The organism is Agromyces sp. NPDC058064 (genome assembly GCF_042885275.1).
Lineage (GTDB): Bacteria > Actinomycetota > Actinomycetes > Actinomycetales > Microbacteriaceae > Agromyces.
Genome location: NZ_JBHVSE010000001.1, coordinates 757858 through 783193 on the forward strand (window position 1 = coordinate 757858; position 25336 = coordinate 783193).

Here is a 25336-nt window from a genome sequence, read left to right on the forward strand (position 1 = left end):
GACGACCGGGCATCGGTGTCGGTGCCGGTGCCGGTGCGCCCCGGGCCGGTTACATTGGGCGAGTGACCCGAGCGCTCATCATCATCGACATCCAGCAGGACTACTTCCCCGGCGGGCGTCACCCGCTCGTCGGCACCGACGCGGCGGCGGCGCAGGCCTCGCGACTGCTCGCGGCGTGGCGCGAGCGCGGCGAGCCCGTCGTGCACGTGCAGCACATCTGGGACGCCCCCGACGCGGCGTTCTTCCAGCCGGGCACGCCGGGCGTCGAGATCCACCCCTCGGTCGCACCGCTCACCGGCGAGGCGCTCGTTACGAAGGAGAACCCGAACTCCTTCCTCGGGACCGACCTCGACGAACGGCTGCGCGCGCTCGCCCCCGACGAGCTCGTCGTCGCGGGCATGATGTCGAGCATGTGCGTCGACGCGACCGTGCGCGCGGCGGCCGACGCGGGCTTCGCGGTGACCGTCGCCCACGACGCGTGCGCCGCCCCCGATCTCGAGTTCGGCGGGGTCGTCGTCCCGGGCGCCCAGGTGCACGCCGCGTTCATGGCCGCGCTCGACGGCAACTACGCCGCGGTCGCGAGCGCCGAGGAGATCATCGCGCAGCGGTAGCACTTCCCGAGTTCTTCGCAGGCGAGACATCCGTTTCGCCGCGATCTCGACGATCTGGAGATGGATTCGACAGAACTTCTCCGATTGTTCCGTTTGCGAGAACCGCCCGCGCGTGTGACCATCGATGGCATGATCACCGTCGATGCCACCGCCGAAGCCGCCGAGCAGCTCGACGCGCTCACGCTCGGCCGGCGCATCCGCGACCGCCGCACCGCCCGCGGCATGACCCTCGGCGAGCTCGCGCGCGCCATCGACCGGGCGCCCAGCCAGGTGTCGGCGATCGAGAACGGCAAGCGCGAGCCCCGCCTCTCGATGCTGCGCACGATCGCGCTCGCGCTCGGCACCTCCGTCGACGAGCTGCTGCGCACCGACGCGCCCAACGAGCGCGTCGCCCTCGAGATCGCCGTCGAGCGCGCGCAGCGCGGGCCCGTGTTCGCGGCGCTCGGGCTCGACCCGTTCCGCGTCGCCAAGACGATGAACGACCAGACCCTGCAGACGATCCTCGCCCTGCACAACGAGATCGACCGCCTGCACCGCGAACGTGCGGCCACCCCCGAGGAGGCGCGCCGCGCCAACGGCGAGCTCCGCGCCGAGATGCGCGCTCGCGACAACTTCTACCCCGAGCTCGAGCAGAAGGCCGCCGAACTGCTCGAGGCGGTCGGGCACACCGGCGGGCCGGTCTCGCACCAGCTCGTCGCCGACATGGCCTCCCACCTCGGCTACTCGCTGCACTACGTGGGCGACCTGCCGCACTCGACCCGTTCGGTGACCGACAAGCACCACGGCCGCATCTACCTGCCGACGCAGCAGTCGCCCTCGCGCGACTCGCGCTCGCCCATCCTGCAGGCGCTCGCGAGCCACCTCCTCGGCCACGAGGAGCCCGCGAACTACGGCGACTTCCTGCGCCAGCGCATCGAGACGAACTACCTCACGGCCGCCCTGCTGCTGCCCGAGCAGGCGGCCGTGCGCTTCCTCTCCGAGGCGAAGAACCTGCGCCGCATCTCGATGGAGGACCTGCGCGACGCGTTCGCCGTCTCGTACGAGACCGCGGCGCACCGCTTCACGAACCTCGCGACCGCGCGCCTCGACATCCCGGTGCACTTCACGAAGGTGCACGAGTCGGGCACGATCATCAAGGCCTACGAGAACGACCGGGTGCGGTTCCCGAGCGACGCGCTGGGTGCGATCGAGGGCACCACGATGTGCCGCAACTGGACGGCGCGAACCGTGTTCGACGTCGAGGACCGCTACAGCCCCTGGTACCAGTACACCGACACCCCCTCGGGCACGTTCTGGTGCACCTCGCGCATCGAGAAGGCGAAGGAGGGCGAGTACTCGGTGTCGGTCGGCGTGCCGTTCGAGCACGTGAAGTGGTTCCGCGGCCGCGAGACACCCCATCGGGCGGTGTCGCGCTGCCCCGACCCGGCATGCTGCCAGGCGCCGTCGGGCCTCGCCGAGAAGTGGGCGGATGCCTCGTGGCCCGCCGCGCGCACGCCGACCTCGCTGCTGGCGGCGCTGCCGACGGGCACCTTCCCGGGCGTCGACCAGACCGAGGTCTACCAGTTCCTCGAGGCGCACGCGCCGAACTGAGCGCGCGCCGCTCGTCTTCGACGCTCCCCTCGTCGCACGACAGCGCCCGGGCGGACCGGCTCGAGACCGGCCCGCCCGGGCGTCGGTCGAACGGCTAGCTCGCCGCCTTGCGCAGCTCCTTGCCGTGCACGGTCAGCGCGTAGATCACGAGGATGTCGAGCACGATCACGATGAGCGACCACCACGGCTGCGCCGGCAGCAGGAAGAGCTGGCCGATCGCGTTGACGATCGCGAGGATGATCGCCACCACCCGCGCCCAGGTCGCGCCGGCGAACAGCGCCAGCGAGGCCAGGATCAGCACGATGCCGATGAGCAGGTGCCACCAGCCCCAGCCCGCGACGTTCATGAGGAACAGCCCCTCGTTCGTCACGAAGTAGGCGCTGTCGGGGCCGATGATGGCCATGAGGCCGTAGATCGCGTCGAAGATGCCCGCGACCAGCAGCATGATCGCGGCGAAGTAGCCCCAACCGACCCAGCCGGTCGTTTCGGTGTCGCTCATGATTCCTCCCAGTGGATTCGGCGGGCGCCGCACGGGCACGGCCGCGCGTCGCCTCGGTTGCCGCCACGGTACCGAGCGCCTGCGCGCACAGGCATCACTCAGGTTGCATGATTCCGGTCGCCCGCCGGCCGGCGGATCAGAGCCGGCCGATCCCCGACACGATGACGAAGACGCCGATCACGACGAGGATCAGCTCGCTGATCGACCGGCTGTTCCGCGACATCCAGTCGCGCATCGTCGTGAGCCTCGGAGCGGTCCGCCCGGGCGCGACCCGCGCCGAGACGATGGGCACGGCGACCGTCGACGCGCCGATCACGACGAAGCAGGCGATCACCACGACCGCCTCGACCGCCGTGAGGCCTGCGCCCCGGATCGAGAGCGCCGCCGCCGCGACGAGGAGCAGGCTCTTCGGCCGGATGTTGAGCGCCACGCCGAGGGCGAAGGCCTCGCCGCGGCCGATGCGGCTCAACCGCCCGAGCCATTTGGGCGGCTCGTCGGTCGTCGTGCCCCGCGAGCGGAACCGACTCACGACGGCGACGACGAGGATGAGCGCGCCGACGACGATCTCGGCGATGCCGACGGCCTGCTCGGGCTCGCGCTGCGACCCCTGGCGCGGCAGCGCCTGCGCGAACAGCGTGCACCCGATGACGAGCACGGTCATGCCGACGAGCCATCCCGAGAGGAAGGGCAGGGCGACGCGGTCGCCGTTCGGCGACAGCAGGATGGAGAGCGTGACGAGGATCGGCACGGAGCTCGCCGCGACCGCGACCGCGATCGGCACGACATGGGCGAATGCCTCGAGCATCCCGCTCATGCCGCGCCGATCGCGGTCTCGTCAGTGCGCTGCATGCTCAGCGGACGTCACGCCTTCGGCGGAAGGTGATACCCGATGTGCACCGACTCGATCGCCCCGTCGAAGGCGAACGGCATGCGGTCGACGTACGCCCGCGACACCGCGCCGCCGTACGCCCGGCCGATGTCGAGGCAGTCGTTCGCCGAGAACAGCAGCGGCGCGCTGACCGGGACCGTGCCCGAGCCGACCTCGGCACCGTCGACGCGCAGCGCGACCGAGAGCGGCCCGCCGGGGCGCGGCTCGACGTAGTCGGTCACGATCTCGACCGTCACCTCCCCCGCCTCGATCGGCGACGCGGACGCGATCGTCGTGCGCTGCACGAGGAACAGGTTGTACTCGTAGGTGAGCACGCCGTCGAGGAGGAAGCACGTGAGGCCGCCGCCGGAGCCGCCGAGCTTGTAGAGCACGCCGTTCGCGCGCTCGGGCAGCTGCAGCTTCATCGTGACCGTGTTCGGCTTGTTGCCGAGGGCGGGCGCGCAGAACTCGGGGACGCGCACCGTGTCGCGCGAGAGGTCCCACTCCGTGTAGGCCGGCCCGAGCCGGAACTCGGGGTGGTAGACCGGCACCCACAGCCCGCCGCCGACGGGCAGCACGTCGTTCTTCGCCGCCTCGATCGCGAACAGCTCTTTCAGCTGCGCGAGCTTCTCGGGGTGCTCGGCGGCGAGGTCGTGCGCCTGGCTCCAGTCCTCGTCGAGGTGGTAGAGCTCCCAGGCGTCGGCGTCCGGCGTCCACGTCGCGATACCGGGAGGGGCTCCCGGCACCCACGGCAGGCGGGGCCCGGTGGCCGACGCCATCCAGCCGTCGGAGTAGATCGAGCGACTCGCCATCACCTCGAAGTACTGCACCCGGTGCCGGCCGTCCGCAGCCGCGTCGTCGATCGAGTACGCGAAGCTCGTGCCGTCGATCGGGTCCTGCGGGATGCCGTTGACCATGTCGGGGTGCGAGATGCCGAGGATCTCGTAGATCGTCGGCACGACGTCGATCACGTGGTGGAACTGCGTGCGCGGTTCGGGATCGTGCGCGATGCGCCCGGGCCACTGGATGAACATCGGGTTGCGCGTGCCGCCGAGGTGCGAGGCCATGAGCTTCATGCCCTGGTACGGCGTCGAGCCCGCCCACGCCCAGGCGGCGTGGTACTGGTTGTCGGTGGCCGGAGTGCCGAGGGCGTCGAGCCCGCCGAGCTCCTCGAGCGCGGCGATGTGCTGGTCGATGGTCGTCGGGATCATGTTCTGCGCGAGCAGCTCGCTGATCGTGCCGTTCTGGCCCTCGCCCGACGAGCCGTTGTCGCCCCAGATGTAGAGGATGATCGTGTCGTCGAGGTAGCCGAGTCGCTCGAGCTCGTCGACGAGGCGGCCCGCCTGCACGTCGGCGTGCTCGCCGAACCCGGCGCACACCTCCATGAGGCGCGCCTGGAACGGCTTCTGGTGCTCGGGGATGTCGTCCCAGCCCTGGAGGCTCTCGGGCCGCGGCGTGAGCTCGGCGGTCTCGGGGATCCAGCCCGCCGCCTTCGCGCCCTCGTGCGCCTGCTCGCGGTAGGCGTCCCAGCCGTCGTCGAAGCGGCCCTTGTACTTGTCGGCCCACTCCTTCATGATGTGGTGCGGCCCGTGGATGGCCCCGGTCGCCCAGTACATGTAGAAGGGCTTGTCGGGGGCGTTCGCCTTGTGGTCCCGCAGCCAGCGCATCGCGTCGTCCGCGAGGTCCTCGCTGAGGTGGTAGCCCTCTTCGGGCGTCTTGGGGGGCAGCACCCCCGTCGTGTTGCGCACGAGGTTCGGTTCGTACTGCGATGCCTCGCCGGCGAGGAAGCCGTAGAAGTACTCGAACCCGTATCCGGTGGGCCATCGGTCGTACGGCCCCGACGACGTCGTCTCCTCGGCGGGGGTGTTGTGCCACTTGCCCCAGGCGCCCGTCGAGTAGCCGTAGTTGCGCAGCACCTCTGCCATCGTGGCGCTCGACTTCGGGATGTGACCCGAGTAGCCGTCCCAGTCGTTCGCGAGCTCGGCGATCTGGCCGCTGCCGACCCGGTGGTGGTTGCGGCCGGTGAGCAGCGAGGCGCGGGTCGGCGAGCACATCGCCGTCGTGTGGAAGCGGTTGTAGCCGAGGCCGTTCGAGCGGATGCGATCGAGTGTCGGCGTCTCGACGACGCCGCCGAGCGGCTTCGGCAGCGCGGGGCCGGCGTCGTCGATGAGGATGACGAGCACGTTGGGCGCCTGCTCGCCGAGGCGGTGCTCGGGCGGCAGCGGCGAGTACGTCGATTCGGCCAGGGTACGGCCGGGGATGCTGCCGGACGGCTTGGGCGGGAACGGCAGCGTGCGGGCCGGTGGCAACGGCGCTCCGACGATCGAGTGGGATGCGTTGTCGGTCATTGCGATTCTCCTGTCTTCCCCCGCCCCCGGGGCGCAGTCCTGGGTCCGCGGCGCCGGGCGCCGACTCTCCATCGTGATCAACCGATGGGCCGACGGCATCACGCAGATCGCACGATGCAGACACGCCGCCCATCATTCGCGTGATCTGCATGATGCGGAAGCCCGTGAAGGGGGGTGGGATCGGGAGCACCGATTGGAGCCCGGCATGGACCACCTCGAACTGCTGCGTCGCCTGGCGATCGACGACGACCGGCTCTCGGGCGAGAGCCTGACCGAACCCGTCGACGGGCCGCTGAGCCCGAAGGCGCTCGCACTCGCCCGCCTCGGTGCGCTCTGCGGCGTCGGCGGTACGGACGCCTCGTTCTCCTCCGCGGTCGACGCCGCGATCCGGGCGGGTTCGACCGGGCCCGAGCTCGTGCACCTCGTGGTCGCGGTGGTGCCCGTCGTCGGCATGCCGCGCGCGGTGGCGGCTGCGCAGCACCTCGCGGTGGCGCTCGGACTCGACCTCGAGACCTTCGTCCCGTCCGACAGCTGAGGCTCAGCCGAGCAGCCGGAGCTCCTCCGCCCGGGCGACCGCAGCGCCCCGCGTCGTGACCTGCAGCTTTCGGTAGATCGAGCCGAGCTGCGAGCTCACGGTGTTGCGCGAGACGAACAGCCGGTCGCCGATCTCGCCGATCGTCAGGTGCGTCTGGAGGTACGGCAGCAGCCGCAGCTCGGCCGGCGTCAGCGGCGAGGTGCCGAGCACCTCCCTCGAGTGCTCGATCGAGGACCGCAGCTCGGCGACGTCGTCGAGGAGGGTGCCGAGGTCGGGTCGCACGCGGACGAGGTCGTCGATCTCCTGCAGGAGGTGGGCCGCCGTGGAGCCCTTGCCGAGCGCGACGAAGGCGCGGGCGAGCTCGAGCCGGACCTTGACCGCGAAGACCGGCATCACGTGCGTGCAGAGCCCGCGGTCGCGCATGGCGCGCGCGAGCATGCGCTTCGCCGTCGGCCCGTCCTGCCGCCGGATCGCGACGCGGGCGCCGACCGCGAGCAGGAGCGTGGTGGTCGCGTAGCCGTCCATGCCGTGCTCGTCGATCGCGGCGAGCCCGCGGTCGACGTGGGCGGCGGCCGGCGCGACGTCGCCCCGATCGAGGGCGATGATCGCGAGCTCGGCCTCGCTCAGCACGATCGAGTCGGCGTTGCCGAAGAGCTCGGCCTGGCCGGAGGATCGTTCGAACGCCTCGACCGCGCCGTCGACGTCGCCCGCGAGCAGCCGGGTCCACCCGACGAGATGGAGCGCCTGGTCGTGCCACAGGCTCGACGGCGACTCCGACTCGAGGCCGAAGGCCGCATCGGCCGTGGCCGCCTCGAGCCCCTCGCGCCACATGATCACCCGCACCATCGCACGGGCCGAGTCGTAGTTCGGCAGCCCGAGCTCGGCCGGCCCGTCGTACTCGATGCGATCGAAGAGCCGTGCCCAGCCGTCGGCCTCGGCCGCGTGTCCGTCGAGGATGGCCCGGAGTCCCGCGAGCACGACGAGCGGCGGGTACTCGGCGATCGCCTCGGGACCGAGCTCGTGCATCCACCGCGCGACCGCCGCGAGTTCGCCGGCCTGATAGGCGCCGAGCGCCCGCTCGGCGACGAGCCGCACCGACCGCCGCCGGTCCCCCGCGGCGAGCAGGTGCTCGATCGCGAGCGCGACCTCGCCGTGCGCCTCGCACCACTCCGCCGCCCTGAGGTGCAGCGCAGGACCCGATCCCGGCTCGGCGCGATCGAACTCGGAGAGCAGGAACTCGCGGAAGAGCTGGTGGTACCGGTACTCGCCGCGACGCCGGTCGATCGGCACGAGGAAGAGCCCGCGGTGCTCGAGCTCGTTCAGGCGCCCCCGCGAGTCGTCGCGTTCGAGCACCGCGTCGCAGCATCCGGCCGAGAGGTGCTCGAGCAGGGCGGTGCGCCGCAGGAACGCCTGGTCGTCGGCGTCGAGCGCGCGGTAGCAGGCCCGGTAGAGGTAGTCGGCGACGAAGCGGTCGTCGCCGCCGATGTCGACCGGATGGCCGCCGTCGCGTGCGGCGAGCGCGGCGAGCGCGACGCCGGTCGGCCACCCCTCGGTGTGCGCGACGAGCCGGGTCAGGTCGTCGTCGTCGGCGACGGCGTCGAGGGTCTCGAACACCCGCCGGGCGTCGTCGACGTCGAGGCGGAGCTGATCGGCGCCGATCTCGACGACCTCCCCGTCGAGGCGGAGGCGGGACAGGAACTCGGGCACCTGACGGCTGGCCATGACGACCTGCGACCCGCTCGGGATGCGGGCGAGCGCGACCTCGAGCGCGTCCTGGCAGGCCGGGGCCTCGGCCTCGTGGAGATCGTCGATCACGAGCACGAACGGCGACTCGACGAGCTCGATCGCGGCGGCGAGCATGGGTGCCGCACGTCCGAGCACCGCGGGCCCCGTCATCGGCAGCGCGGCCACGGCGGCGAGCCGCTCGTCGCCGGGCACCGCGCGGTCGAACGCCCCGGCCAGCACGTTGATGAGCGCCGACGGGTCGTTGTCGAACCGATCGAGCGAGACCCAGACGACCACGCGGTCGTCGCGCTCCGCCCACTCCCGCAGCAGCGTCGACTTGCCGTACCCGGCGGGCGCCGCGAGGCTCACGAGCGGAGCGCCCGTCGCGCGGGCGCGTTCGATCAGGCGGCGGCGGCTCACAGCCCCGCCGCGACCCCGTGGCGGCGCGAATTTCGGCGAGGCCGCGCCGGCGCCCGATCGCGACGAAACGTCCTCGTGCACGGTCGTGAGTCCGTCCATATCCGGATTCTATGTACTCCCGGCGTCGAATCGGCGTGCGACACCTTGTCCGGACCGCCGTCGAACTCGCGACAGCGCGAGGTGGCGGTCGCTCGCCCCGGCGGGCGAGGATGGTGGGACCTACCATCGCATCGGAGTGATAGCCCGTGGGCACCACCGTCTTCGAACGACGCATCCCCCAGCCCTCCGTCATCGAGCACGCGCTCGGTGGCACCTCGCATTCGACCTTCTGGATCGACGACCTGCCCGAGGCGCTCAAGCCCTCGCGGCCGAAGCTCGCCGGCACCTCGGTCGCCGATCTCGTCGTCGTCGGCGGCGGCTACACCGGCCTCTGGACGGCGCTGCTCGCCAAGGAGCGCAACCCCGACGCGCACGTCGTGCTCGTCGAGGCGAAGCGGGTCGGCTGGGCCGCCTCGGGCCGCAACGGCGGCTTCTGCGAGGCGAGCCTCACGCACGGCCACGAGAACGGCATGGCGCGCTGGCCGAAGGAGATGGCGACGCTCGACCGGCTCGGCCTCGAGAACCTCGACGCGATCGAGGCCGCCGAGGCGAAGTACGGCATGGACTTCCACTTCGAGCGCACCGGGCAGCTCGCCCCCGCCGTCGAAGAGCACCAGGTCGAGTGGCTGAAGGAGTGGTACGCGGAGGGCACGGCGCGCGGCGAAGCGGGCCTCGTGTACCTCGACGAGGCCGCGATGCAGGCCTCGGTGGCCTCGCCGACCTACCTCGCGGGCGTCTGGGAGCAGCGCACCAACGGCATGCTGCACCCGGCCCGCCTCGCCGCCGAGCTCGCCCGCGTCGCCGAGGAGCGCGGCGTCGAGATCTTCGAGCACTCCCCCGTCCGGCGCCTCGAGACCCCGGGCTCGACGGGCGCGGTCAGCGTCGTCACCGACGGCGGCCGCGTCGACGCGAAGCACGCGGTGCTCGCGACGAACGTCTTCCCGTCGCTGCTGAAGCGCAACCGACTCATGACCGTGCCGGTGTACGACTACGTGCTCATGACCGAGCCGCTGTCGGCAGAGCAGCTCGCCTCGATCGGCTGGAACGATCGTCAGGGCATCGGCGACATGGCCAACCAGTTCCACTACTACCGGCTCTCGAAGGACGACCGCATCCTCTTCGGCGGCTACGACGCCATCTACAACTACGGCCGCAAGGTGCGCGAGTCGTACGAGAACCGGCCCGAGAGCTGGCAGCGGCTCGCGAGCCATTTCTTCACGACGTTCCCGCAGCTCGAGGGGCTGAAGTTCAGCCACAAGTGGGCGGGCGCGATCGACACGAGCACCCAGTTCACCGCGTTCTTCGGCACGGCCCGCGACCACCGCGTCGCGTACGCCGCCGGGTTCACCGGCCTCGGCGTCGGGTCGACCCGCTTCGCCGCAGAGACGATGCTCGACCTGCTCGAGCGCCGCGAGAACGAGCGCACCACCCTCGAGATGGTGCGCAAGCGCCCGCTGCCCTTCCCGCCCGAGCCCGCTGCGGCGATGGGCATCAACGCGACCCGCTGGTCGCTCGACCGCGCCGACCACAACCGCGGCAAGCGCAACCTCCTGCTCAAGACGCTCGACGCGCTCGGCCTGGGGTTCGACTCGTGAGCGGCGGCGAGACCGCGCTGCGCCTCCTCGCCGGCGCACTGACGGATGCCCCGGGCCTCGCCCTCGAGCACGAGCCGGTGCCGGCCGACCAGGTCGTCGCCGGCAGCCCGACCACCGCGTACCGCGCGCTCGACGCGGCGGAGGCCGGCGAGATCGGCGTGTGGGAGATGTCGGTCGGCGCGATGCGCGACGTCGAGGTCGACGAGGTCTTCGTCGTGCTCGCCGGCGCCGCGACGGTCGAGTTCGAACACGTGCCGTCGACCGGCCGCCCCGGCGACCCCATCGTGCTCGCCCCGGGCGCGGTCGTCCGCCTCGAGGCGGGCATGAAGACGATCTGGACGGTGCGCGAGCCGCTCCGCAAGGTATTCATCGAGCGCTGAGGCTCGGAGAGAAGAAGAGGAACATCATGGCGAAGTATCGGGTGCAGAACCCCGCGACCGGCGAGATCGTCGAGACCTTCGAGGCCGCGACCGACGCGCAGATCGAGGAGACCCTCGCAGCGGCCGACGCCGCCTACCGCGAGTGGCGCGAGCGCAGCGTGCAGGAGCGCGCCGCGGTGGTCAAGCGCGTGGCCGAGCTCTTCGAGGAGCGCAAGGACGAACTCGCACGGCTCATCGCCGTCGAGATGGGCAAGTCGATCGCCGAGTCGCTCGACGAGGTCGAGTTCGCCCGATCGATCATCGAGTACTACGCGGTGCACGGGCCGAGCCTGATCACCGACCACGAGATCCCGTCGACGATCCCCGGCAAGGCGATCATCGAGCAGCTGCCCGTGGGGGCGCTCCTCGGCGTCATGCCGTGGAACTTCCCGTACTACCAGGTGGCCCGCTTCGCGGCGCCGAACCTCGTGCTCGGCAACACGATCATCCTGAAGCACGCCGACATCTGCGCCCGCTCGGCGCTGACGATCCAGGAGATCATGGAGGAGGCCGGGGTTCCGGTCGGCGGCTACCAGAACGTCTTCGCCTCGCACGAGCAGATCGCGACGATGATCGCCGACCCGCGGGTGCAGGGCGTCTCGCTCACCGGCTCGGAGCGGGCCGGCGGCATCATCGGCGAGCAGGCGGGCCGGCACCTGAAGAAGTGCGTGCTCGAACTCGGCGGCAACGACGCGATGGTCGTGCTCGACTCCGACGACGTCGCGAGCGTCGCGCAGGCGGCCTGGGACTTCCGCGTCTACAACGGCGGTCAGGTCTGCAACTCGAACAAGCGGCTCATCGTGATGGACGACATCTACGACGAGTTCGTCGCCGAGCTGCGCCGCCTCGCGACGGGCCTCGAGCCGGGCGACCAGCTGAACCTCGGCGAGGGGCAGTACGTGCCGCTGTCGTCGCGGGCGGCGGCCGAGACCGTGAACGCCCAGGTGCAGAAGGCCGTCGCCGAGGGCGCGACCCTCGAGGTCGGCGGCGTGCTCGCCGACGGCCCCGGCGCGTACTTCTCGCCCGCGGTGCTGACCGGCGTGCCGCGCGGCTCCGAGTCGTACCGCGAGGAGATGTTCGGCCCGGTCGCGACGGTGTACCGCGTGCACAGCGACGACGAGGCCGTCGACCTCGCCAACGACAGCCCCTTCGGCCTCGGCGGCTCGGTGTTCTCGACCGACGAGGCGCGAGCCGCCCGGGTCGCCGCGCGGCTCGACGTCGGCATGACCCACGTCAACACGATCGCCGCCGAGGCCGCCGAGCTGCCCTTCGGCGGCGTGAAGCGCTCGGGCTTCGGCCGGGAGATGGGCCCGGTCGGCATCGGCGAGTTCGCCAACCGCCGCCTGCGGTTCGTCGCGAAGTAGCCGACCCGATCACCGCGAAGGGACCCGCAGGCGCTGCCTGCGGGTCCCTTCGCGTTCGGGCGGGCGCGCGGTCGAGTCGTCGACGACGGCCCCGAGCACGACCCGGAGCGGCGCCGATCAGCCGCAGAACTCCTTCGGCACGCCGGCCTGCTCCTGCACGCCGATCATCACGACGACGTCGCTCTCGACGAGGAAGTTGAGGTGGCCGTCGGCATCGTCGCCCACGGCGTAGCCCTGCGAGCTCGCGCCGGTCTGGTTCGTCGGCTCGAGCTCGGGATAGGCGGCGGTCAACTCGTCGAGGGTCGACCCCAGCTCGATGCCCGCCTCGGTGTGCGGCGATGCCGGGACGACGCCGTCGGCATCGGCTCGGCCGCTCGCCCACACTGCGGAGATCTCGTCGGCGCCCTCGGGGGTGACGACGAGGAGCGCGGCCGCGCCGTCGGCCGAGAGGGCCAGGCGGCCGGGGCAGTACTCCTCGGTCTCGAAGGCGGTGAGCCCCGAGATCGTCTCCGTCGACGACGCGCCCCGCTGGATCGGCCCCATGCCCTCGGTCGTGATGAGCCAGGTCGTCACGTCGGCCGGATCGACCGCGGCGGGCGACGGCGTCGGCGTCGCGACCGGCGTCGGCTCGGCCGAGGGTGCGGCGTTCGCCGACTCCTCGGGCGTCGCCCCGCTGGGCGAGGCGCACCCGGCGAGTCCGAACGCGGCGATCGCCACGACGCCGAGTGAGACGAATGCGGAGATGGACGGGCGGGCCTGCGACATGGACACTCCTCGCGGAATCGGTGACATGCGGGGGAACCGCCAGGCTCAGGCTATCGAGGGAGTCGCCCGGGAAACGGAGGCGCGGATATCGCTTCGGTAACACGCACGGCCCGGCGACTCGGGTCAGGCCACCGCCGCGGTCGCCCCGGGCGTCGGCCGGGCGGGGTCGATGCGGAACGTCGCACCGAACCGAGCGAGCAGTTCGGCATCGCCCGCGAACGGGGCGGATGACTCCCCCGCGAGCAGCGCGCGCAGCGCGACCGGCGCGAGCTCGAGCTCGAGCACCGCCTGCGGCACGGGCTCGAGGGCCGAGCGCCGGCGCGGCTGCGGGAGCGCGCCGTCGCCGACCGGCACCACGTCGAGGCTCGTGCCGACGACGATGGCCGACACCGAGACCGCCGAGCCGTCGCCCGCCACGTGCAGCACGTACTCGGTGGGCGGCAGCGAGGCCGCGGCATCCGGCCGGAATGCCGCGCGCAGCGCGATGGCGACGGAGTCGGCGCTCATCGTCTCGCCGTCGCCCGGATCGCCGAGCAGCCCCCAGCCCCAGCGTTCGAGGGCGACGATCACCGGCTCGAGGCCGCGGCCGAGCTCGGTGAGCTCGTAGCCCCCGCGCACGCTCGGCACCCGGCGGAGGACCCCCGCCTCCTGCAGCTCCTTCAGGCGGTCGCTCAGGATGTTCGTCGGGATGCGCGGCAGCCCCGCCTTGAGGTCGCCGTAGCGGCGCGCGCCGACGAGCAGGTCGCGGACGATGAGCAGTGCCCATCGATCCCCGACCCGCTCGAGTGCGCGGGCGGCTCCGCCGTACTGGCCGAAGCCGCGCGCGCCGCGTGTCGCCATGCGGTCAGGCCGTCGCCGACTGCGACTCGGCCTGGCCGGCCAGGTAGGCGTCGGGCCCCTGCTCGACCGCCGCCTGCTCCATGAAGAGGAACCCGAGGAGGTTGCCGTCGGGGTCTTCGAGGTCGCGCGAGTACATGAACCCGTAGTCCTGCGCGTCGCGCGGCTCGGTGCCGCCCGCGGCGAGCCCCTTCGCGAGCACGGCGTCGACCTCGTCGCGCGAGTCGCGGGTGAACGAGATGCTCGTCTGGGCCTGCGTCTTGGTGTCGATGATCTGCTTGTCGGTGAAGGTGCCGAGGTACTCGCGGGTGAGCACCATGAAGTAGATGTTCTCGTCGAGCACGACGCAGGCGGCGTTCTCGTCGGTGAAGAGCGGGTTGATGCTGAACCCGAGTGCCTCGTAGAACGCCTTCGAGCGGTCGAGGTCGTTGGTGGGCAGGTTCACGAAGATGCTGGTCGCGGTCATGATCGCCTCCGAGGGATCGTCAGTGGTCGTCGGTGTTTCGTGCTCCAGCTTGCTCTTTGCAAGTTCACTTGTCAATAGCAAGTGAAGAATCCGTCAGCGCAGCGCGCTGCGCCGCACGAGGAGCGCGAGATGCAGCGCGGTGAGCGTCTCGCCGTCGTCGAGGTCGACGCCGAGGAGCTGGCCGATGAGCGACAGCCGCTGGTAGAACACCGACCTCGAGAGGTGCGACGCGCCCGCGGCGGCGGTGCGGTTGCCCGGGTGGGCGAGCGTCGCGCCCAGCACGTCGAGCAGGTCGCCGCCCCGCGCGAGGTCGTACTCGATGAGCGGGGCGAGCATCTGCTCGCTGTGCCGGAGCAACCGATGGTCGTCGCGCAGCGAGGTCACGAGCCTGATCAGCGGGCGGTCCTCAGCCCGGCGGATCGCGAGGCCCCGCTGCGACCGGGACCCGGGCGCACGGGCGAGGTCGATCGCCTCCTGCACCGAGCCGAGCAGCCCGTCGAGCCCCGACGCCGCCTGGCCGATCGAGAGCACCAGGTGATCGGCGGATGCCTCGTCGCCGACCAGCGCCCGGGCGAACTCGCGCGCGGCCGCATCGGCGAAGAACGTGCCGTCGGGCAGCGACAGCAGCACGACGCTCGCCTGGGTCTGCCGCGGCCAGCCGGGCGCCGCGCCGGAGACGGCCCGTCCGCCGAGCGCCTGCGCCGCGGCATCCGCCCGCGACGCCGTCACCGGCGCCCCCGTGACGACGAGCCCGTGGAGCGTCGCCCCCTCGACGGGCAGCCCGGCGGCGCCGAGCCGCGCCGCCGCCGCGGGCAGGCCGGCGAATCGCCCCTCGAGCAGGCCGTCGATGAGCCGCTGCCGGCCCGCGCGCACCCACTCGTCGGCGTCGTCGCCGTCGGCGAGGCGCCCGAGCGCGAGCGCGATCGCCCCCTGCTCGAGCACGCCGGTGCGACCGGCCGGATGGGCGGGGCCCGGCAGCGCGATGAGGTGGCCCCAGCGGATGCCCCGCGCCTCGACCGGCACGATCAGCCACTCGTCGGGCTCGCGATGCGCCTGCCGGGAGCGCTGCTCCCAGTTCGCGAACAGCTCGGCCTCGGAGCCGGCGGGCACCTCGGCGGCGACCACCTCGTAGGCGAGGTTCTCGAGCACGACGGGCGCCCCGAGGGTCTGCGCGAGCTGGGCGACGATGTAGTCGGCGGGCGAACCCCGCAGGCTCAGCGCGGTGAAGCGCTCGCGCACCTCGTCGCGGGCGCGCAGCGCGGTCGTCTGCTCGGAGATGATGCGGCTGTGCACGGCCTCGGTGAGGGTGACGAACTTCACCTCCCGGTGGAGCGCCACGAGCGCGAGCCCGCGCTCGCGCGCCGCCTGCTCGACCACGGCGGGCACGTAGCGGTAGTGCACGCCGAGCTCGAGCACGAGGCCGGCGAGCCCGGCGTCGACGAGGCCCGAGATGAAGTCGTGGAGCTCGTCGGGGTCGGTCGGCCACCCCGATCCGGTCGACAGCAGCAGCTCGCCGCCGTCGAGGAGCCGGGCGACGCCCGCGCTGTCGGAGACGTGCACCCAGCGCACCCGCGCGTCGAGCGCCCCGCCGTCGGCCGAGAGCGCCTCGGGCACCCCGGCGACGACGGCCGGCAACGCCAGGATCTCGCGGACGGTCGGCAGCGCCGCACCGTCGCCCGTCGTGCTCGCCGACGACCCGTTCGGGCCGTCCGGACGATCCGTTCGGATCGACTGATCTTCGCGACGATCTGGCACCGCTTCGCTCTCTTCGCCTCTGCAACACTTGGAATCAGAAGCTTAGTCGAGCGTCGGCCATTCTGTCTGAACGGCCTGATGCACCGCCCGGAAGGACCTGTCATGAGTATCACCGAGACCGCGACGTCGCCCACTTCGAACCCCGAAGTGCCGGCGATCGGGCACTGGATCGACGGCGCGCTGCGCGCGTCGACCTCGGGCCGCACCGCCCCGGTCTACAACCCCGCAACGGGCGCCGTGCAGGCCGAGGTCGCACTGGCCGACCAGGCCGAGATCGACGCGGCGATCGCGTCGGCGCAGGCCGGCTTCGAGGTGTGGAGCGGCTACTCCATCGCCAAGCGCCAGAGCGTGCTGTTCGCGTTCCGCGAGCTGCTCAACTCGCGCAAGGGCGAGCTCGCCGCGATCATCACGGCCGAGCACGGCAAGGTGCTCTCCGACGCGATGGGCGAGATCCTCCGCGGCCAGGAGGTCGTCGAGCTCGCCACCGGGTTCCCGCACCTGATCAAGGGCGCCTTCTCCGAGAACGCCTCCTCGGGCATCGACGTCTACTCGCTGAAGCAGGCGCTCGGCGTGGTCGGCATCATCAGCCCCTTCAACTTCCCGGCGATGGTGCCGATGTGGTTCTTCCCCATCGCGATCGCCGCCGGCAACGCCGTCGTGCTGAAGCCGAGCGAGAAGGACCCGTCGGCCGCGCTCTGGATGGCGGAGCTGTGGAAGGAGGCCGGTCTCCCCGACGGCGTCTTCACCGTGCTCCAGGGCGACAAGCTCGCCGTCGACGGCCTGCTCACCTCCCCGATCGTGCAGTCGATCTCGTTCGTCGGCTCGACGCCGATCGCGCAGTACATCTACGAGACCGCCTCGAAGCACGGCAAGCGCGTCCAGGCCCTCGGCGGCGCGAAGAACCACATGCTCGTGCTGCCCGACGCCGACCTCGACCTCGTCGCCGACCAGGCCGTGAACGCGGGCTACGGCGCGGCCGGAGAGCGCTGCATGGCGATCTCCGTCGTGCTGGCCGTCGAGCCCGTCGCCGACGAGCTGATCACGAAGATCACCGAGCGCATCGCCGAGCTGAAGATCGGCAACGGCGCGGGCGTCGACGGCGTCGAGCCCGACATGGGTCCGCTCATCACCGATGTGCACCGCGACAAGGTCTCGTCGTACGTCGACATCGCCGAGGCCGACGGCGCCAAGATCGTGGTCGACGGCCGCGGCTTCACCGTCGACGGCCACGAGGACGGCTTCTTCTTCGGCCCGACGCTGATCGACGACGTGCCGACCACCTCGCGGGCCTACACCGAGGAGATCTTCGGCCCGGTGCTGTCGATCGTGCGCGTGCAGTCGTACGACGAGGGCCTCGACCTCATCAACTCGGGCCAGTTCGGCAACGGCACCGCGATCTTCACGAACGACGGCGGCGCCGCCCGCCGCTTCCAGAACGAGGTGCAGGTCGGCATGATCGGCATCAACGTGCCGATCCCGGTGCCCGTCGCCTACCACTCGTTCGGCGGATGGAAGCAGTCGCTGTTCGGCGACTCGAAGGCGTACGGCACGCACGGCTTCGACTTCTTCACCCGTGAGAAGGCCATCACGAGCCGCTGGCTCGACCCGGCCACGCGCAGCGACCGCGCGCACACCGGCATCAACCTGGGCTTCCCCCAGAACCACTGACCCAGCCAACCCCTTCCATCGAGGTGACACCTGTCGTCGGATCCGCGCCGCCGCGACCGACGACAGGTGTCATCTCGACCGAGACCTGAGGACGACAGCGCATGACTGACACCCTGATTCCCGAGACGGATGCCGCGACCGACCCCGCGACCGCCGTCCACACCGACCGCCACGGCGCCGTGCACGCGCTCCCCGACGCGGCCGCCGACGCGCAGGTGCGCGCCGACGACCGGGCCCACGTCTTCCACTCGTGGAGCGCGCAGGCCCTCATCGACCCCCTGCCGATCGCCGCGGGCGAGGGCGCCACGTTCTGGGACTACCAGGGCAACGCGTACCTCGACTTCTCGTCGCAGCTCGTGAACCTGAACCTCGGGCACCAGCACCCCGACCTCGTCGCCGCCATCCAGCAGCAGGCCGGTCGTCTCGCGACGATCCAGCCGTCGATGGCGTCCGACGTGCGCGGCGAGCTCGCCCGCCGCATCGCCGAGGTCGCCCCCGGCGACCTCGACAAGGTGTTCTTCACCAACGGCGGCGCCGACGCCAACGAGTACGCGGTGCGCATGGCGCGCGCCGTGACGGGCCGCCGCAAGGTGCTCTCGATGTACCGCAGCTACCACGGCGGCACCGCGACCGCGATCTCGCTCACCGGCGACCCGCGCCGCTGGGCGAACGAGCCCTCCGACGGCTCGGTCGCGCACTTCTTCGGACCGTACGAGTACCGCTCCGCCTGGGGCTCGACGACCCCCGAGGAGGAGGCGCAGCGTGCGCTCGCGCACCTCGAGCAGGTCATCGTGCTCGAGGGCGCATCGACGATCGCGGCGATCATCCTCGAGACGGTGGTCGGCACGAACGGCGTGCTCGTGCCGCCGCCCGGCTACCTCGAGGGCGTGCGCGCGCTGGCCGACAAGTACGGCATCGTCTACATCGCCGACGAGGTCATGGTCGGCTTCGGCCGCATCGGCGAGTGGTTCGCGGTGAACCACTTCGGCGTCACCCCCGACCTCATCACCTTCGCGAAGGGCGTCAACTCGGGCTACGCACCGCTCGGCGGCGTCGTGATCTCGCAGAAGATCGCCTCGCACTTCGACACCGTCGCCTTCATGGGCGGCCTGACGTACTCGGGCCACCCGCTCGCCTGCGCCCCGGGCGTCGCGACGTTCGAGGTCTTCGAGCGCGACGGCATCCTCGAGCGCGTGCGCGACCTCGGCGAGCGCGTGGTCGGCCCCCGACTCCGCGAGATCGCCGCGAAGCACCCCTCGGTGGGCGAGGTGCGCGGCGTCGGCCTGTTCTGGGCGATCGAGCTCGTGAAGGATGCCGCGACGCGCGAGCCGCTCGTGCCGTTCAACGCCGCAGGCGCCGACGCGGCGCCCATGGGCGCGGTCGCCGCGGCCTGCAAGCAGGCGGGCCTCTGGCCGTTCGTCCACTTCAACCGGATGCACGTCGCCCCGCCGCTCGTCATCTCGGAGGAGGAGCTCGTGCGCGGCCTCGACATCATCGACGAGGCCCTCACGGTCGCCGACGGGTACGTCACCGCCGGCTGACCGACGCCGTCCGCGCACGAGGCCCGGGCCTCGGGGTTCGCCCCGATGCCCGGGCCTTTTCGCGCGGAGTACCATGGGCGTCGTTCGCGGGCCCCCGCATCGGCGGAGCGGGCCCGGATCGGGGGAAGCACTCATGGACGAACGGCACATCTCGGACCGCGTGGAGACCGTCGCCGCGGCGACGCCCTTCCAGATGCTCTACGACTTCTACCGGCTGTCGGGCTACGAGCGACGACGGCACGAGCCGGGCGTGCTCGACTTCACCTTCGGCGACCCGCACGACCCGCCGTCGGCCGAGTACGTCGAGATCCTCCGCGAGGCGCTGGTGCCGCAGCACGAGCTGTGGTTCGCCTACAACTTCGGCGACCCGGCGGCGATCCGCGCGGCGACCGACTCGCTGCGCGAGCACCTCGGCCTCCCGTTCGAACCCGAGGACGTGCACCTGACGACGGGCGGCTTCGCGGCGATCTCGGCCGCGTTGAAGGTGGTCGGCGACCCGGGCGACGAGGTGGTGTACAGCCTGCCGCCCTGGTTCCTCTACGAAGGGCTGATCCTCGAGGCGGGCATGGTCCCGGTGAAGGTGCCGATCGACCGGCGCACCTTCGACCTCGACCTCGAGGCGATCGCGGCGGCGATCACGCCGCGAACCCGCATCGTCATCGTGAACAGCCCGAACAACCCGACCGGGCGCATCTACCCGCCCGCGCTCCTCGAGCGCCTCGCCGCGCTGCTCGACGAGCGTTCCGAGCGCAACGGGCGGCGCATCCACCTCGTCTCCGACGAGGCCTACAACCGGATCGTGTACGACGGCACCCGGTTCCGCAGCCCCGTCGAGTTCTACCCGTGGAGCTTCGTGGCGTACAGCTACGGCAAGACGTTGCTCTCGCCGGGTGAGCGGATCGGCTACCTCGCCGTGCCGTCGACCATGCCCGCCCCTGCTCGCGACGAGATCCGCAGCGCCGTCGAGACGGTGCAGATCACGGGCGGATGGCTCTTCCCGAACGCGTCGATGCAGTACGCGCTGCCACGGCTCGAGCGGTTGCGCTTCGACGTCCCGCTCTTCCAGCGCAAGCGCGACGTCATGGTCGCGGCGCTCCGCGAGATCGGGTACCGCGTCGCCGTGCCCGACGGGACCTTCTACCTGTTCCCCGAGTCGCCGCTCGCCGACGACGCCGAGTTCGCCCGGCTGCTCGACCGCGAGGGCGTGCTCGTGCTGCCGGGGCGGATGTTCGAGACGCCCGGGTTCTTCCGCATCTCGCTGACCGCGACGATGGAGACGATCGAGGCGTCCATCCCGCGGTTCGCCGCCGCCTTCGCCGCGACGGGCGTCGGCTAGCCTGAACCACATGGACTCACGGGCGACGCCCGGCGGCATGGCCCGGCGCACGTTCCTCGCCGCCTCCTTCTCGGGCCTCGCGACCGTCGTGCTCGCGAGCTGCACCGCACCGCAGCCCACCCCGAGCCCGCAGCCGACCGGCACTCCGACCTCGAGCCCGTCGCCGTCGCCCGCACCGACCCCGTCCGCCGTCCCCGAGCCGCTCGCGCTCCGCCGCTCCCGCTGGGGCGCCGACCCCTTCGCCCGCGGGGCGTTCAGCTTCGATGCGGCGGGGGCCGCCGACGAGCTGCGCGACGCGCTCTCGCAGCCCGTCGCCGACCGCGTGTTCTTCGCGGGCGAGGCCTGCGACATCGCGGCTCCCGGCACCATGCAGGGCGCCCGGAGCTCGGGCGCGCGCGCCGCCGCCCTCGTGCAGGGCCTCGCCGAACCCGGCGAACGCGTCGCCGTGATCGGCGCGGGGATCGCCGGGCTCACGGCGGCCCGCGAGCTCGCCGACGGCGGGCTCGAGGTCGTCGTCATCGAGGCCAGGGACCGCGTCGGCGGCCGGATCGACACGATCGACGCCGACGGCTTCGACGGCCCCGTCGAGCTCGGTGCGCTCGTCGTCGGCAGCGCGACGCTGCGGGCACGCCTCCCCGACTCGGTCGAGCTGGTGCCGATCGCACCGCCCGCCGACGCGATCACGCCCGACGGCACCGCCCTGCCGATCCCCGCGACCGGCCCCCAGGCGATCGCCGCCGCGCAGGCCTGGGCGGCCGCCCAGCCCGGCGCGCGGGCCGGACGGCTCTCGCTCGCGACCGCGCTCGTCGAGTCGGGCACGAGCGCCTCGCTCTCGACCGTGCCCGATGCGAGCGGGGTCGCGCCGGCGGCCTGGCTCGCGCACTCGGTGACGAGCGGCGTCAGCGTCGAGACCGGGGCGACGGCGAACCGGGTCGCGGCGCTCGCCGACCTCGGTCGCGGCCCGACGGCGGTGCTCGCGGCAGCGGTCGGCGCAACGGGCACCGACCCCGACGCCCCGCGTGCGACCGCCCCGGCGCTCGCCCGCGGCCTCTCGACCGCCCTCGACCCCGACGCCGACGCGCTCGACATCGCGGTCACGAGCGTCGTCACCCGGGTCGCCTACGACGAGCGCCGGGTGAGCCTGCGCCTCGACTCGGGCGAGTCGCTCACGGTCGACCGCGTCGTGGTGACCGTCCCGCTCGGGGTGCTCAAGACCGACACCCTGCAGTTCTCGCCCGCCCTGCCCCTCCTGCACCAGCGGGCGATCTCGCAGCTCGGCGTCGGCCTCCTCGACACCGTCTGGCTGCGGTTCGACGAGCCCTTCTGGCGCACGGGCGACGGCCGCGACGAGGCGACCGGCACCGACGACGCGAGCGGCTCCGACGCCGAGGCATCCGTCGCCGTGCTGACCGTCGTGGGCGAGACGCCGAGCGTCGCCGCCTGGCTCGACGTCGGCGCACCCGACGGCGAGCCGGTGCTCGTCGGGCTCATCGCCGCGACGCAGGCCGAGCGGCTCGAGGCACTCGACGACCAGGCGTTCCGGGCCGCGGTGCTCGCCGATCTCGAGCCCTTCGCCACAGCCACCGGTTGACGGCGACGAGCGCGGCGGTCAGCGTCAGGAAGATGACGAGCACGAGCGCGCAGTAGAGCGCGACGCCGGCCGGGCCGCCGACCTGCGCCTCGTCGAGGAAGAAGTAGGGGTACCAGCCGAGATCGGCGCCGCGGGCGAGCGTGTAGCCGAGCCACACGGTCGGGAACACGAGCACCCAGCCGACCGTCGCCCACGGCACCCGCGGGTTCACGGCCATGATGCTGTCGGCCGTCCAGGCGATGACGGCGAGCGCCGGCACGACGAAGTGGAGCAGGGTGTCCGACCACGGCACGTCCACCCGGTAGTCGCGGGTCGAGGCCTGGGCGACGATGATGCCGAACACGATGCCCGACACCAGCACGTACACGGTCACCATCGTGCGCAGCACGCCGAGCCAGGCCGGGTCGCGCGGCGCGAGCAGCGCGAACCCGCCGGCGATGCCGAGCGTCACCACCGCGAGGAACGCCGATTGCACCGTGAAGTAGCTGAAGAAGTTGGCGGTCGCGAAGAAGCGGAAGCCGAGCACGTACTCGAAGTTGCCGATGAGCGCGACGATCTCGAGCGCGGCGATCGCGAGCCGGAAGGCGCCGAGCGCCCGCCGCGCGCGCAGAGGACCCGCGTCGTTCGGTGAACGCGGGCCCGGCATGACTCCACGCTAGCCGCCGCGGTCGCCGAGGCGCTCCAGGTCGACGGCGACGGCGATCTCAGTCGAGCGGGCGCAGGATGCGCTGGAGGAACCGGCGCGTGCGCTCCTCGCGCGGTTTGGTGAAGATCTGCTCGGGCGCGCCACGCTCGACGACGACCCCGCCGTCCATGAAGAGCACCTCGTCGGCGGCCTGACGGGCGAAGCCGAGCTCGTGGGTGACCACGACCATGGTCCACCCCTCGTCGGCGAGCTCCTTGATGACCTGCAGCACCTCGCCGACCAGCTCGGGGTCGAGGGCGCTCGTCGGCTCGTCGAAGAGCAGCAGCTGCGGCTTGAGCGCGAGCGCGCGCACGATGCCGACGCGCTGCTGCTGCCCGCCCGAGAGCTCGAACGGGTAGGCGTCGCGCTTCTCGGCGAGGCCGACGCGGTCGAGCAGGGCGGATGCCTCGGCCACGGCCTGCGCCTTCGGCACCCTCTGCACCCGCACCGGGCCCTCGATGACGTTCTGCAGCACCGTCATGTGCGGGAAGAGGTTGTGCTGCTGGAACACCATCGCCGAGCGGTCGCGCAGCGCGAACCTCTCGGCCTTCGAGATCGGCGTCGCGAAGTCGAGCGAGGGCCCGCCCGCGATCGAGACCGTGCCCCCGTCGGGCGTCTCGAGTCCGTTGAGCGAACGCAGCACGGTCGTCTTGCCCGAGCCGCTCGGTCCGATCAGCACGACGACCTCGCCGCGGCGCACCTCGAGGTCGATCGACCGCAGCACCTCGTTGTCGCCGAACGACTTGCGGATGCCCCGCGCCTGGAGCAGCACGCTGTCGTCGGGGGCCTGGCCGGGGGCGAGCGGGTCGGTCCCCGAGGCATCCGAACCGTACCGCGAACCGTCGCTCGCCGGGTCGTCGCGGTCAGTGGGCGACATAGCGGTCCAATCTCTTCTCGAGCGCGTTCTGCCCGCTCGACAGCACGAAGCAGAAGACCCAGTAGATGACGGCCGCCTCGATGTAGATCACCATGAACTCGCGGCTGAACGCCGCGATCTCCTGCGCCACCCGGAACATCTCGGTCACGAGGATGAGCGAGGCGAGCGAGGTGTCCTTCACGAGCGAGATGAAGGTGTTCGAGAGCGGCGGCACCGACACGCGGGCCGCCTGCGGCAGGATCAGCCGGGTGAGGGTGGTGCCCGGCGACATGCCGATCGTGTACCCGGCCTCCCACTGGCCCTTCGGCACCGAGAGGATCGCGGCCCGGATGATCTCGGCCGCGTACCCGCCGACGTTGAGCGAGAACGCGATGATCGCGCTCGGCCACGGGTCGATCGTGATGCCGACCGAGGGCATGCCGTAGAAGATCACGAACAGCTGCACGAGCAGCGGCGTGCCGCGGATCACGGAGATGTAGACCCTCGCGATGCCGCTCAGCACGCGGTTGCGGCTGATGCGCATGAGCGCGATGCCGAGCGCGATCACGAGGCCGAGCGCGAACGAGGCGATCGCGAGCGGGATGGTGCCCGTGATGCCGCCCCAGAACAATGGCCAGAACGAGTCGAGTACGAGTTGCCACTCGGTCATCGCCCCACCGCCTTCCGGAATACGGCGGATGCCGCGTCACCCCATGATTCCATCCGGGAGGGTCTACCCGAGGGAATCAGGGGCGGAACGCGGCATCCGCCGGTCGAGCTGGTGGGTTACTCCGAGACGTCCTCGCCGAAGTACTTCTCGCCGAGCTCGGCGAGCACGCCCTCCTCGCGGAGTTCGGCGAGCGCCTCGTCGACGGCCTTCACGAGCGCGGTCTTGTCCTTCGTGAAGGTGAGGGCGCTCTCGGTCGGGTCGGTCTCTGCGGCGACGGCGAGCTTCGCGTCGGGCGTCTGCTTCACGTAGTCGAGGTAGGTGAGCTTGTCGTTCACGGTCGCGTCGACGCGGCCCTGCTCGAGGAGCGCGACGGCCTGCGCCCAGCCCTCGACGGCCTCGACGTTCGCGCCGGCGTCGACGGCGAGCTGGTAGAAGTTGCTCGTCAGCGACTGGGCGGTGGTCTTGCCCTTCAGGTCCTCGAAGCTCGAGATCGAGTCGTCGCCCTCGTTCACCACGACGACGCTCGGCGACACGGTGTACGGCGTCGAGAAGAGGTAGTCCTCTTCGCGGTCGGGGTTGATCGACACCTGGTTCGCGATGACGTCGAAGCGGCCCGCGTCGAGGCCCGCGAAGATCGCGTCCCACTGGGTCTCCTCGAAGGCGATCTCGAGGCCGAGCTTGTCGGCGACGGCCTCGGCCACCTCGACGTCGTAGCCGACGAGCTCGCCCGCGCCGCCCTCGTGGTAGGTGAACGGAGGGTAGGTGCCCTCGGTCGCGACCGTCAGGGTGCCGGCCGTCACGAGACCGAACTCGTCGTCGCCGGCGGCCGAGTCGCTCGCGGCGGGGGCGCTCGACGAGCAGGCGGCGAGCGCGACGACGGCGAGGGAGGCGGCGGCGAGGCCGAGCAGGGTGCGGGCACGGGGTGCGCGAGACATGGGGGCTCCGTTCGTGGGGAGGGGTGCGGCCGCAGGTGCGCGGCGACGATGGGGTCGAGTCCATCACGACCCGGCCGCAGGGTGAAACGGGATTACCCCGCGTTGCATTCCCCACTCCCACGCTGCATCACCGTGCTGCCCGCTGCTTCCGCAGGAAA

22 protein-coding genes are annotated in these 25336 nt (G+C 71.8%); 10 read left to right on the forward strand and 12 right to left on the reverse strand.

Translation table 11 applies throughout. The features are described from left to right. The first annotated feature begins 62 nt into the window (after positions 1 to 62). Positions 63 to 611 carry a cysteine hydrolase family protein gene (locus ACFVSL_RS03530; protein ID WP_386938552.1) on the forward strand — a complete coding sequence of 183 codons (549 nt, stop codon included), beginning with the start codon at positions 63 to 65 and terminating at the stop codon, positions 609 to 611. A gap of 129 nt (positions 612 to 740) precedes the next feature. Beyond that, positions 741 to 2201 carry a helix-turn-helix domain-containing protein gene (locus ACFVSL_RS03535; RefSeq protein WP_386938554.1) on the forward strand — a complete coding sequence of 487 codons (1461 nt, stop codon included), beginning with the start codon at positions 741 to 743 and terminating at the stop codon, positions 2199 to 2201. A 94-nt stretch (positions 2202 to 2295) separates the two neighbouring features. Here ACFVSL_RS03535 and ACFVSL_RS03540 read toward each other — a convergent pair whose 3' ends face one another. The 3 genes from ACFVSL_RS03540 to ACFVSL_RS03550 form a co-directional block, all read right to left on the reverse strand. Beyond that, positions 2296 to 2700: a hypothetical protein gene (locus tag ACFVSL_RS03540; protein WP_386938555.1), complete on the reverse strand. Its 405-nt coding sequence runs from the start codon at positions 2698 to 2700 to the stop codon at positions 2296 to 2298. Positions 2701 to 2836: 136 nt separating this feature from the next. Then, on the reverse strand, positions 2837 to 3514 hold the full coding sequence (locus ACFVSL_RS03545; protein ID WP_386938557.1) for a GAP family protein: 678 nt from the start codon (positions 3512 to 3514) through the stop codon (positions 2837 to 2839). 47 nt (positions 3515 to 3561) lie between these two features. Next, positions 3562 to 5916, reverse strand: coding sequence for an arylsulfatase (locus ACFVSL_RS03550; protein ID WP_386938559.1), 2355 nt, complete (start codon positions 5914 to 5916; stop codon positions 3562 to 3564). Between the two features lie 205 nt (positions 5917 to 6121). Between ACFVSL_RS03550 and ACFVSL_RS03555 the strand changes: the two genes are divergently transcribed. Next, positions 6122 to 6451: a hypothetical protein gene (locus ACFVSL_RS03555; protein WP_386938561.1), complete on the forward strand. Its 330-nt coding sequence runs from the start codon at positions 6122 to 6124 to the stop codon at positions 6449 to 6451. 3 nt (positions 6452 to 6454) lie between these two features. Here ACFVSL_RS03555 and ACFVSL_RS03560 read toward each other — a convergent pair whose 3' ends face one another. Continuing rightward, entirely contained in the window at positions 6455 to 8695 is a 2241-nt protein-coding gene (locus ACFVSL_RS03560; RefSeq protein WP_386938563.1) for an AAA family ATPase, read from the reverse strand. A 146-nt stretch (positions 8696 to 8841) separates the two neighbouring features. Between ACFVSL_RS03560 and ACFVSL_RS03565 the strand changes: the two genes are divergently transcribed. The 3 genes from ACFVSL_RS03565 to ACFVSL_RS03575 are packed head-to-tail and all read left to right on the forward strand — an operon-like array spanning position 8842 to position 12073. Continuing rightward, complete coding sequence (locus tag ACFVSL_RS03565) at positions 8842 to 10290, forward strand: NAD(P)/FAD-dependent oxidoreductase (protein ID WP_386938565.1); 1449 nt, start codon at positions 8842 to 8844, stop codon at positions 10288 to 10290. Continuing rightward, on the forward strand, positions 10287 to 10670 hold the full coding sequence (locus ACFVSL_RS03570) for a cupin domain-containing protein (RefSeq protein ID WP_386938566.1): 384 nt from the start codon (positions 10287 to 10289) through the stop codon (positions 10668 to 10670). The genes ACFVSL_RS03565 and ACFVSL_RS03570 overlap by 4 nt, the downstream gene beginning before the upstream one ends. 26 nt (positions 10671 to 10696) lie before the next feature. Further along, entirely contained in the window at positions 10697 to 12073 is a 1377-nt protein-coding gene (locus ACFVSL_RS03575; protein ID WP_386938567.1) for an NAD-dependent succinate-semialdehyde dehydrogenase, read from the forward strand. Between the two features lie 117 nt (positions 12074 to 12190). On the opposite strand, the gene ACFVSL_RS03580 is transcribed toward ACFVSL_RS03575, so the two are convergent. The 4 genes from ACFVSL_RS03580 to ACFVSL_RS03595 form a co-directional block, all read right to left on the reverse strand. Beyond that, the gene (locus ACFVSL_RS03580) at positions 12191 to 12838 is read right to left on the reverse strand and encodes a hypothetical protein (RefSeq protein WP_386938569.1); all 648 of its coding nucleotides are present in this window, start codon (positions 12836 to 12838) and stop codon (positions 12191 to 12193) included. A gap of 123 nt (positions 12839 to 12961) precedes the next feature. After that, entirely contained in the window at positions 12962 to 13678 is a 717-nt protein-coding gene (locus tag ACFVSL_RS03585) for a winged helix-turn-helix transcriptional regulator (protein WP_386938571.1), read from the reverse strand. Positions 13679 to 13682: 4 nt separating this feature from the next. After that, entirely contained in the window at positions 13683 to 14141 is a 459-nt protein-coding gene (locus tag ACFVSL_RS03590; protein WP_386938573.1) for a VOC family protein, read from the reverse strand. Positions 14142 to 14234: 93 nt separating this feature from the next. Continuing rightward, positions 14235 to 15896, reverse strand: a complete 1662-nt coding sequence (locus ACFVSL_RS03595; RefSeq protein WP_386938575.1) for a PucR family transcriptional regulator — start codon at positions 15894 to 15896, stop codon at positions 14235 to 14237. A 102-nt stretch (positions 15897 to 15998) separates the two neighbouring features. On the opposite strand from ACFVSL_RS03595, the gene ACFVSL_RS03600 reads away from it, so the two are divergent. From ACFVSL_RS03600 to ACFVSL_RS03615, 4 genes are all read left to right on the forward strand, one after another. After that, on the forward strand, positions 15999 to 17564 hold the full coding sequence (locus ACFVSL_RS03600) for a CoA-acylating methylmalonate-semialdehyde dehydrogenase (RefSeq protein ID WP_386938577.1): 1566 nt from the start codon (positions 15999 to 16001) through the stop codon (positions 17562 to 17564). 101 nt (positions 17565 to 17665) lie between these two features. Beyond that, positions 17666 to 19105 (forward strand): aspartate aminotransferase family protein, encoded by a 1440-nt coding sequence (locus ACFVSL_RS03605; RefSeq protein ID WP_386938579.1) that lies wholly within the window; start codon positions 17666 to 17668, stop codon positions 19103 to 19105. Between the two features lie 133 nt (positions 19106 to 19238). After that, positions 19239 to 20441 carry an aminotransferase class I/II-fold pyridoxal phosphate-dependent enzyme gene (locus tag ACFVSL_RS03610; RefSeq protein WP_386938580.1) on the forward strand — a complete coding sequence of 401 codons (1203 nt, stop codon included), beginning with the start codon at positions 19239 to 19241 and terminating at the stop codon, positions 20439 to 20441. Between the two features lie 10 nt (positions 20442 to 20451). Then, positions 20452 to 22032, forward strand: coding sequence for an FAD-dependent oxidoreductase (locus tag ACFVSL_RS03615; RefSeq protein WP_386938582.1), 1581 nt, complete (start codon positions 20452 to 20454; stop codon positions 22030 to 22032). Here the strand turns inward: ACFVSL_RS03615 and ACFVSL_RS03620 are convergent. The 4 genes from ACFVSL_RS03620 to ACFVSL_RS03635 form a co-directional block, all read right to left on the reverse strand. Continuing rightward, positions 21929 to 22678, reverse strand: a complete 750-nt coding sequence (locus ACFVSL_RS03620; protein WP_386938584.1) for a Pr6Pr family membrane protein — start codon at positions 22676 to 22678, stop codon at positions 21929 to 21931. The genes ACFVSL_RS03615 and ACFVSL_RS03620 overlap by 104 nt on opposite strands. A 58-nt stretch (positions 22679 to 22736) precedes the next feature. Then, on the reverse strand, positions 22737 to 23594 hold the full coding sequence (locus ACFVSL_RS03625; protein WP_386938586.1) for an amino acid ABC transporter ATP-binding protein: 858 nt from the start codon (positions 23592 to 23594) through the stop codon (positions 22737 to 22739). Next, positions 23581 to 24243 (reverse strand): amino acid ABC transporter permease, encoded by a 663-nt coding sequence (locus ACFVSL_RS03630; RefSeq protein ID WP_386938587.1) that lies wholly within the window; start codon positions 24241 to 24243, stop codon positions 23581 to 23583. The genes ACFVSL_RS03625 and ACFVSL_RS03630 overlap by 14 nt, the downstream gene beginning before the upstream one ends. A 116-nt stretch (positions 24244 to 24359) precedes the next feature. Beyond that, the gene (locus tag ACFVSL_RS03635; RefSeq protein WP_386938588.1) at positions 24360 to 25178 is read right to left on the reverse strand and encodes an amino acid ABC transporter substrate-binding protein; all 819 of its coding nucleotides are present in this window, start codon (positions 25176 to 25178) and stop codon (positions 24360 to 24362) included. Positions 25179 to 25336 lie beyond the last annotated feature (158 nt).

Bases quoted from the DNA above. Each gene is read 5' to 3' on its own strand.
- ACFVSL_RS03535 (WP_386938554.1), top strand. From the start codon at position 741: ATGATCACCGTCGATGCCACCGCCGAAGCCGCCGAGCAGCTCGACGCG.
- ACFVSL_RS03540 (WP_386938555.1), bottom strand. From the start codon at position 2,700: ATGAGCGACACCGAAACGACCGGCTGGGTCGGTTGGGGCTACTTCGCC.
- ACFVSL_RS03545 (WP_386938557.1), bottom strand. From the start codon at position 3,514: ATGAGCGGGATGCTCGAGGCATTCGCCCATGTCGTGCCGATCGCGGTC.
- ACFVSL_RS03550 (WP_386938559.1), bottom strand. From the start codon at position 5,916: ATGACCGACAACGCATCCCACTCGATCGTCGGAGCGCCGTTGCCACCG.
- ACFVSL_RS03555 (WP_386938561.1), top strand. From the start codon at position 6,122: ATGGACCACCTCGAACTGCTGCGTCGCCTGGCGATCGACGACGACCGG.
- ACFVSL_RS03560 (WP_386938563.1), bottom strand. From the start codon at position 8,695: ATGGACGGACTCACGACCGTGCACGAGGACGTTTCGTCGCGATCGGGC.
- ACFVSL_RS03575 (WP_386938567.1), top strand. From the start codon at position 10,697: ATGGCGAAGTATCGGGTGCAGAACCCCGCGACCGGCGAGATCGTCGAG.
- ACFVSL_RS03580 (WP_386938569.1), bottom strand. From the start codon at position 12,838: ATGTCGCAGGCCCGCCCGTCCATCTCCGCATTCGTCTCACTCGGCGTC.
- ACFVSL_RS03585 (WP_386938571.1), bottom strand. From the start codon at position 13,678: ATGGCGACACGCGGCGCGCGCGGCTTCGGCCAGTACGGCGGAGCCGCC.
- ACFVSL_RS03590 (WP_386938573.1), bottom strand. From the start codon at position 14,141: ATGACCGCGACCAGCATCTTCGTGAACCTGCCCACCAACGACCTCGAC.
- ACFVSL_RS03600 (WP_386938577.1), top strand. From the start codon at position 15,999: ATGAGTATCACCGAGACCGCGACGTCGCCCACTTCGAACCCCGAAGTG.
- ACFVSL_RS03605 (WP_386938579.1), top strand. From the start codon at position 17,666: ATGACTGACACCCTGATTCCCGAGACGGATGCCGCGACCGACCCCGCG.
- ACFVSL_RS03610 (WP_386938580.1), top strand. From the start codon at position 19,239: ATGGACGAACGGCACATCTCGGACCGCGTGGAGACCGTCGCCGCGGCG.
- ACFVSL_RS03615 (WP_386938582.1), top strand. From the start codon at position 20,452: ATGGACTCACGGGCGACGCCCGGCGGCATGGCCCGGCGCACGTTCCTC.
- ACFVSL_RS03620 (WP_386938584.1), bottom strand. From the start codon at position 22,678: ATGCCGGGCCCGCGTTCACCGAACGACGCGGGTCCTCTGCGCGCGCGG.
- ACFVSL_RS03625 (WP_386938586.1), bottom strand. From the start codon at position 23,594: ATGTCGCCCACTGACCGCGACGACCCGGCGAGCGACGGTTCGCGGTAC.
- ACFVSL_RS03630 (WP_386938587.1), bottom strand. From the start codon at position 24,243: ATGACCGAGTGGCAACTCGTACTCGACTCGTTCTGGCCATTGTTCTGG.
- ACFVSL_RS03635 (WP_386938588.1), bottom strand. From the start codon at position 25,178: ATGTCTCGCGCACCCCGTGCCCGCACCCTGCTCGGCCTCGCCGCCGCC.